The sequence below is a fragment of the Streptomyces sioyaensis genome, from assembly GCF_004122735.1.
In the GTDB taxonomy this organism is placed as follows: Bacteria; Actinomycetota; Actinomycetes; order Streptomycetales; family Streptomycetaceae; genus Streptomyces; species Streptomyces sioyaensis.
Genome location: NZ_SDIF01000203.1, coordinates 1 through 7332, shown reverse-complemented (window position 1 = coordinate 7332; position 7332 = coordinate 1). Strand labels below are relative to the sequence as shown.

Below are 7332 nucleotides of genomic sequence, written 5' to 3'. Positions count from 1 at the left end.
CGGCGGGGGCGTCGCGGGCAGGGAGGGCTTGGCCGGCCCGGAGGGCGCGGGCTTGGGGGACGGGGCCTTCTTCAGCGCGTCCGTCACCGCACGGCCCTGGGTGGTGGGCTTCGAGCTCGGCGACTGCGAGGAGGAGGCGTTCTGCTGGGTGCCCGGCTGTGCCTTGCCGCCCGCGGCCTTGTCGCCCTTGCCCTTGCCGTTCGCGCCGCTCTGGGAGGGGCTGGGCTTGGGCTCGGGGGTCTTGGTGCCGGCGGTGGTGGTCAGCACCGGCCGGAACCCGAGCTGGGCGGTGGTGCCGACCTGCTGGCGGGCCTGCTTCGCGTCCGTCCCCTTGGGGATGTTCACGATGATGTGGTTGTCGCCCTGTGTCTGGACCTCGGCCTCGGACACACCGAGACCGTTGACCCGTCGCTCCATGATGCCGGCGGCGGTCTTCATGTTGGTCTCGTTGATCGCGTTGGGCTTGCCCGGCTGGTTCTGGGCCGCCAGCGTGAAGCTGGTGCCGCCTGCCAGGTCGATGCCCAGTCGGGGCGTCAGGGTGCCGGAGTAGAACATGCCTCCGATCAGCCCCACGATCGCGATGAGGACCAGGATCAGGGCGCGGCCCGGATGCCCCTGGCTCGCGGGCGCCCTGCGGCCCTTCTTGGGTGCTGCCACCTTCTCGTATCTCCCTGTCCAACCCCTCGGCCCGGGTTGCCGGCCGAGCGGCCACGAAGTCTTGTGGGGACGTACCCCCGCCGGAGCCTAGACCGTCCCGGAACCGCGGTGCACGACACAACGCGTGCTCCGCGGTTCCGTGGGAGGGACTACTTCGCGTCGTCGCCGGACTTCTTGTCCTCCTTGGCGGCGTCCGCGTCGGCCTCGGCTGCGTCCTTGGCGTCCGTGTCGGCCGGGGCCTGGTCGGCGGCGGGCTTGTCGCCGGCCGGGGTCTCGGCCTTGCCCAGGTCGATCTTGTCACCCTTTGTGGTGGCCTCGGCGGCGGCGTCGCCGGTCAGCGAGGAGGCGTCGTCCGGGACGACCGGCTCGTCGGCGTGCAGCGGGTCGGCACCGTCCAGGATGCGGTTGTACTCCTCGTCCGCGATCACCGCGCCGATGGCGTTCTTGGCGTAGATGGCGTGCACGCCGGGGGCAACCTCGAGCAGGACGGTCTCGTCGTGGACTTCCTTGACGGTGGCGTACATACCGCCGATCGTCCGGACGCCGGTGCCGGCCTGCATCTCGTTGCGCATCTGCTGGGCCGCCTGCTGCTTCTTCTTGGCGGACCGCGTCATCAGGAACATGGCCCCGATGAGGACGATGAAGGGGAGGAGAGTCACGATATTCACGGGACGGAAATCCTTCGCAGGACCGCTGCTCGGCGGTCTCATATAGCGGGGGTGGGTACACCGACCGTCACGGTCGGCATCGGCGGAGTCTAAGCGAGTCCCCACCAGTGGAACAACGCCCAGCATCGCACCGCAGTTCCTGACCGGGCGAGTCCCCGCGCCGTCAGGGCCCGAACAAGCCCTGCTGTCCGCTTCCGCCCGATTGCTGCTGCGGCGGGACCAGCCCCAGATGGGCCCAGGCCGCGGGCGTCGCGATCCGGCCCCGGGGGGTCCTGGCCAGCAGCCCTTCCCGTACGAGGAACGGCTCGGCGACCTCCTCGACCGTCTCGCGCTCCTCCCCCACCGCGACCGCGAGGGTGGACAGGCCCACCGGGCCGCCGCCGAACAGCTTGAGCAGGGCCGTGAGCACGGCGCGGTCGAGGCGGTCCAGGCCGCGGGCGTCGACCTCGTAGACCCGCAGGGCCTGGGAAGCGATCTCGCGGGTGATCAGACCGTCGGCCTTGACCTGGGCGTAGTCGCGGACCCGGCGCAGCAGGCGGTTGGCGATACGGGGCGTGCCGCGGGAGCGGCCGGCGATCTCGGCGGCGCCCTCGGGTTCTATGTCGACGTCCAGCAGCCCGGCCGAGCGGTGGATGACCCGCTCCAGCTCGGCGGGGGCGTAGAACTCCATGTGGGCGGTGAAGCCGAAGCGGTCGCGCAGCGGGGGCGGCAGCAGACCTGCCCTGGTCGTGGCGCCGACCAGGGTGAACGGCGGAAGCTCCAGAGGGATGGCGGTGGCGCCCGGGCCCTTGCCGACGATCACGTCGACCCGGAAGTCCTCCATCGCCATGTAGAGCATTTCCTCGGCGGGGCGGGACATCCGGTGGATCTCGTCCAGGAAGAGGACCTCGCCCTCCTGGAGGGAGGAGAGGATGGCCGCGAGGTCTCCGGCGTGCTGGATGGCGGGGCCGGAGGTGATCCGGATCGGGGCGCCCATCTCGGCCGCGATGATCATCGAGAGGGTGGTCTTGCCGAGGCCCGGCGCCCCGGACAGCAGGACGTGGTCGGCGGTGGCGCCCCGGGCCCGGGCGGCGCGCAGCACCAGGTCGAGCTGTTCGCGCACCCGCTCCTGCCCGACGAATTCCGCCAGGTCCTTGGGCCGCAGCGCGGCCTCGACGGCGGTGTCCTCGCCGTCCGCGTCGGCGCCGACCAGCCGGTCGGGCCCGCCCGGGGCGGCGTCGTCGGTGGCAGGGGGTGCCGTGTCGTCCCAGTTCACTGCGGATTGCCTCGCGGGGTCGGGGCGGCCGGGCCGCCTGGGTGGTCGTACGGTCGGGGGCGCCGGGCCCGGGCGGCGGTCATCGCGCCCGGTTCAGGGACTGCAGGGCGGCCTTGAGCAGCTGCGGCACCTGGGGCGCGGCCCCGTCGGCGACGGCCGCCTCGGCCTGCGGGGCGACCGCGGCGACCGCCTCGTCCGCCTCGCGGGTGGCGTAGCCGAGGCCGATCAGGGCGGCGTGCAGCTGATCGCGCCAGCCGGCAGTGACGGCGCTGCCGACGCCCGCGCGGCCGCCGCCCACCGGCTCGCCGAGCCGGTCCTTGAGCTCCAGCAGCAGCTTCTGGGCGCCCTTCTTGCCGATGCCGGGCACGGCGGTGAGGGCCTTTTCGTCACCGGTGGCGACGGCCCGTCGCAGCGCGTCCGGGGAGTGCACCGCGAGCATCGCCTGGGCGAGCCGGGGGCCGACGCCGCTGGCGGTCTGCAGCAGCTCGAAGGTCTGGCGCTCGTCGTCGTCGGCGAAGCCGTACAGCGTGAGCGAGTCCTCGCGGACGACGAGGGAGGTGGCGAGCTTGGCCTGCTGTCCGATGCGCAGCGCGGAGAGGGTGTCCGGGGTGCACTGGACGGCCATGCCGATGCCGCCGACCTCCACGACGGCGGTGTCCGGTGCGAGGGCCGCGACCGGGCCGGAAACGAAGGCGATCATCGGGTGCCCTTCTGGGGTGCCGCCCGGCGGAGGCCGGCGGCGGGGACGGATGCGGGAGCGGCACGGCGGGCGGCGGCCTGCGCCTGCTGGAGGCGGTTGACCGCGGGCGCGCGCCAGATGTGGCAGATGGCGAGGGCCAGGGCGTCGGCGGCGTCGGCCGGTTTCGGGGGCGCGCCGAGCCGCAGCAGGCGCGTGACCATCGCGCCGACCTGAGCCTTGTCGGCACGGCCGGAGCCGGTGACGGCGGCCTTGACCTCACTGGGGGTGTGCAGCGCGACCGGCAGCCCCCGGCGGGCGGCGCACAGCATGGCGACCGCGCTGGCCTGTGCGGTGCCCATGACCGTACGGACGTTGTGCTGGCTGAACACCCGCTCCACGGCGACGCAGTCCGGACGGTGCTCGTCGAGCCAGGCGTCTATCCCGCGCTCGATGTCGACGAGACGGTGGGCGATCTCGGCGTCCGCCGGGGTGCGCACGACGCCGACGCCGATCATGGTCAACGGCCGCCCCGCGACGCCGTCGACCACCCCGACCCCGCAGCGCGTCAGCCCCGGGTCCACCCCCAGCACCTTCATCGCTCCCGCCCCTCGTCCGCTCGGTCGGATGTTCCCGCTTCGGGAGCGCATGCCCCCTGATCAGCACACTAGTGGCTGCCACTGACAAACCGACGGGCCGACGGGGTGTGTCCCCGTCGGCCCGTCAACCGGCCGTGCGTGTCCGCCCGTCAGGCGTCCACCTTGGCCATCACCTCGTCCGGGACGTCGAAGTTGGCGAAGACGTTCTGCACGTCGTCGCTGTCCTCCAGTGCGTCGATCAGCTTGAAGATCTTGCGGGCGCCCTCTTCCTCCAGCTCGACCTGCATGGTCGGGACGAAGTTGGCGTCCGCCGAGTCGTAATCGATGCCGGACTCCTGAAGAGCGGTGCGGACCGCGACCAGGTCGGTGGCCTCGCTGAGCACCTCGAAGGTCTCGCCGAGGTCGTTGACCTCTTCGGCCCCCGCGTCCAGAACCGCGCCCAGGACGTCGTCCTCGCTCAGCTCACCCTTGGGGACGATCACCACGCCCTTGCGGTTGAACAGGTACGACACCGAGCCCGGGTCGGCCATCGAACCGCCGTTGCGGGTCATGGCGACACGGACGTCCGAGGCGGCGCGGTTGCGGTTGTCGGTAAGGCACTCGATGAGCACCGCGACACCGTTGGGGCCGTAACCCTCGTACATGATCGTCTCGTAGTCGGCGCCGCCGGCTTCGAGACCCGCACCGCGCTTGACCGCGGAGTCGATGTTCTTGTTGGGCACCGAGCTCTTCTTGGCCTTCTGGATGGCGTCGAAGAGGGTCGGGTTACCGTCCGGGTCGGCGCCGCCGGTCCGGGCGGCAACCTCGATGTTCTTGATCAGCTTCGCGAAGAGCTTGCCGCGCTTGGCATCGATCACGGCCTTCTTGTGCTTCGTCGTAGCCCATTTAGAGTGGCCGGACATCCGCCTGTCTCCTTCGCGTAACCCATTTCTGAACGAACCCCTGAGATCCTACCGGGGCCAGATCACACGGTGTGACGCACCATGTCGACGAACAGCGCGTGCACCCGGTGATCGCCGGTGAGCTCCGGATGGAAGCTCGTGGCAAGGACGTTACCCTGCCGCACGGCTACGGTGTGCCCGTCGTACGTGGCCAGCACCTCGACCTCGCCGCCGACCGATTCGACCCACGGCGCCCGGATGAAGACGCCCTCGACGGGCCCCCCGGGGATCCCGGCGACGTCGATGGCCGCCTCGAACGACTCGTTCTGCCGCCCGAAGGCGTTACGGCGCACGATCATGTCGATCCCGCCGAACGTCTCCTGGTCCTCGCGGGCGTCCAGCAGCTTGTCCGCGACCATGATCATGCCGGCGCAGGTGCCGTAGACCGGCTTGCCCGCGCGCACGAACGCGCGCAGCGGCTCCAGCATGCCGAAGACGACCGCCAGCTTGGACATGGTGGTGGACTCGCCGCCCGGTATCACCAGGCCGTCGATCGCGGCCAGTTCCTCGGCGCGGCGCACCGGCCGGGCCTGGGCACCGGCGTCCGCGAGCGCCTTGAGATGCTCGCGGACGTCGCCCTGGAGGGCCAGCACACCGATGATGGGGGTACTCATCTGCGGTCCTACCAGCCGCGGTTGGCGTAGCGCTCGGCCTCGGGCAGGGTGTCGCAGTTGATGCCGACCATGGCCTCGCCCAGGTTGCGGGAGGCGTCCGCGATGACGGCGGGGTCGTCGTAGAAGGTGGTGGCCTTCACGATCGCGGCGGCGCGCTTGGCCGGGTCGCCGGACTTGAAGATGCCGGAGCCGACGAACACGCCCTCGGCGCCGAGCTGGCGCATCAGCGCGGCGTCGGCCGGGGTGGCCACACCGCCGGCGGAGAACAGCACGACCGGCAGCTTGCCGAGCTCGGCGACCTCCTTGACGAGCTCGAACGGGGCACGCAGCTCCTTGGCGGCGGCGTACAGCTCGTTGTTGTCACAGCCGCGTAGCTTGGCGATCTCGCCCTTGATCTGGCGCAGGTGGCGGACCGCCTCGACGACGTTGCCGGTACCGGCCTCACCCTTGGAACGGATCATGGCCGCGCCCTCGGCAATCCGGCGCAGCGCCTCGCCCAGGTTGGTGGCACCGCACACGAAGGGGGTGGTGAAGGCCCACTTGTCGGAGTGGTTGACCTCGTCGGCCGGGGTGAGGACCTCGGACTCGTCGATGTAGTCGACGCCGAGCGACTGCAGCACCTGGGCCTCGACGAAGTGGCCGATCCGGGACTTGGCCATGACCGGGATGGAGACGGCGCTGATGATGCCGTCGATCATGTCGGGGTCCGACATCCGGGCCACGCCGCCGTCCTTGCGGATGTCGGCGGGGACCCGCTCCAGGGCCATGACGGCGACGGCGCCCGCGTCCTCGGCGATCTTCGCCTCTTCCGGCGTGACGACGTCCATGATCACGCCGCCCTTGAGCTGCTCGGCCATACCGCGCTTGACGCGCGCGGTTCCGGTCTCGGGGTTCTGGGGCGTGGTGGGCGTGCTGGACACGTGTGACCTCACTCAGTGCGGGTGACTGTACTGATGCGCACACACAACCGTTTGTCAGTGGCCCGGGAAAAGGGCCAATTAGAGGTCAGTGGCTCGTCACCGCCCGGCGTCGCGGCCTGCGGCACCGCCCCGGCTCAGTTCCCGGCGGAGCGGTCGTCCAGGACGGCCGGCGGCTCGTCGTCCATCTCGAAGGCCAGCGGAAAGGGCGCATGGCCGGCGAGGCGGAGGTAGCGCACCAGCCGGTGGCGGCGAACGGCGCGGGCGGCGCGGACCGCGTCGTTGTGGAACCGGCGGGCCATCGGCACCCGGCGCACCGCGGCGGTGAGTTCGGTGACCGTCTGCTCGCCGCCGGGGGCCTCCCGTACGGCCTCCAGCTGCGCCTCCTCGGCGAAGATCGCCCGCAGCGCCTGGCTCAGCTCGCTCTCGGCGACCTCGCGGTGGTCCTCCTCGGCCTGCCGGGCCTGGTGCGCGGCCTGGTAGAGGACGATCGAGGCCGCGGGGTCGAGGACACCCGCGGTACCCAGCTCCTGCGCGACGGACGCCCGCCGCAACAGCTGGGCGTCGAGGGCCGCCCGGGCCGCGTCGATACGGGCGTGCAGCCGGTCGAGCCGACCCGCCGTCCAACTCAGGTAGATGCCGATGAGGATGATCGCCGCGACGATCCAGATGAACGTGGTCACGATGGGTCACGTTACCTGTCCGCTGCGCTTGGCTTTCTTCCCACGTTGTCGGCTTTCCCGCCGTGGGTGTTGCTCGCCGTTGCGCTTTGCGGCGCGCCCGCACCTTTTCGGCTTTCCCGCCGTGGGTCTTCTCGCCGTTGCGCCTGCGGCGGGCTGGGTGGGTGTCGGGTGCGGTGACGGACCTCCGGGGCCTGTTGTGTGGACTGCTTCGCTTTACGTCCACACAACAGGCCCCTCCGGCCCGCCCCCTCCCGTGAGTGGAGTGAGTGAAGGTGCGTGGGGGCGGGCCACTCGTAGCCAGTTCACTACGACCGGCAAGGCG

Annotated in this window: 8 protein-coding genes and 1 pseudogene; all 9 read right to left on the bottom strand. The window is 71.3% G+C overall.

Going from position 1 to position 7332, the window contains the following annotated elements; all coding sequences use genetic code 11:
• A pseudogene (locus EST54_RS32535) lies at positions 1–657 on the bottom strand (protein translocase subunit SecD); the annotation flags it as partial.
• Positions 658–806: 149 nt separating this feature from the next.
• Entirely contained in the window at positions 807–1325 is a 519-nt protein-coding gene (gene yajC / locus EST54_RS32530) for a preprotein translocase subunit YajC (protein ID WP_129251283.1), read from the bottom strand.
• A 163-nt stretch (positions 1326–1488) separates the two neighbouring features.
• A complete protein-coding gene (gene ruvB / locus EST54_RS32525; protein ID WP_129251282.1) occupies positions 1489–2580 on the bottom strand; it encodes a Holliday junction branch migration DNA helicase RuvB in 1092 nt (363 codons plus the stop codon).
• Between the two features lie 79 nt (positions 2581–2659).
• Positions 2660–3280, bottom strand: coding sequence for a Holliday junction branch migration protein RuvA (ruvA, locus tag EST54_RS32520; RefSeq protein WP_129251281.1), 621 nt, complete (start codon positions 3278–3280; stop codon positions 2660–2662).
• Positions 3277–3855: a crossover junction endodeoxyribonuclease RuvC gene (gene ruvC / locus EST54_RS32515; RefSeq protein WP_129251280.1), complete on the bottom strand. Its 579-nt coding sequence runs from the start codon at positions 3853–3855 to the stop codon at positions 3277–3279. Before ruvC ends, ruvA begins: the two co-directional genes overlap by 4 nt.
• Before the next feature lie 149 nt (positions 3856–4004).
• A complete protein-coding gene (locus EST54_RS32510; protein WP_129251279.1) occupies positions 4005–4757 on the bottom strand; it encodes a YebC/PmpR family DNA-binding transcriptional regulator in 753 nt (250 codons plus the stop codon).
• Between the two features lie 62 nt (positions 4758–4819).
• On the bottom strand, positions 4820–5410 hold the full coding sequence (gene pdxT / locus EST54_RS32505) for a pyridoxal 5'-phosphate synthase glutaminase subunit PdxT (RefSeq protein ID WP_129251278.1): 591 nt from the start codon (positions 5408–5410) through the stop codon (positions 4820–4822).
• An 8-nt stretch (positions 5411–5418) separates the two neighbouring features.
• Complete coding sequence (pdxS, locus tag EST54_RS32500) at positions 5419–6330, bottom strand: pyridoxal 5'-phosphate synthase lyase subunit PdxS (RefSeq protein ID WP_129251277.1); 912 nt, start codon at positions 6328–6330, stop codon at positions 5419–5421.
• A gap of 134 nt (positions 6331–6464) precedes the next feature.
• Positions 6465–7010 (bottom strand): LemA family protein, encoded by a 546-nt coding sequence (locus tag EST54_RS32495; protein ID WP_006607493.1) that lies wholly within the window; start codon positions 7008–7010, stop codon positions 6465–6467.
• Between the last annotated feature and the right edge of the window lie 322 nt (positions 7011–7332).